The 272-nt window shown below is 73.9% G+C and carries 1 pseudogene; it reads left to right on the top strand.

Annotation, left to right across the window (positions count from 1 at the left end):
* Positions 1–272, top strand: a pseudogene (locus tag AAEZ03_RS27410) (EscN/YscN/HrcN family type III secretion system ATPase); the annotation flags it as partial.

The raw sequence follows: 272 nt of genomic DNA on the forward strand, positions 1-272 counted from the left end.
GCTCACGCCGCTCGGCGACGTGGCCGGCCTGTCGCCGGAGACGACCGTCGTGCCGTCCGGGCGCGAACATGTCTTTCCGGTGGGCGAAGGACTGTTCGGCCGCGTGCTCGACGGGCTCGGCCGGCCGCTCGACGATCGCGGGCCGGTGACGGGCGCCGCGTGGGTGTCGACGCAGCAGGACCCGCCGAACCCGCTCGCGCGCAAGATGATCGACCCGCCGTTTCCGACCGGCGTGCGCGTGATCGACGGGCTGATGACGCTCGGCATCGGGC

Origin of the sequence: Pseudomonas sp. HY2-MNA-CIBAN-0224 (assembly GCF_040310285.1) — a bacterium.
GTDB classification, from domain to species: Bacteria; Pseudomonadota; Gammaproteobacteria; order Pseudomonadales; family Pseudomonadaceae; genus Aquipseudomonas; species Aquipseudomonas helleri.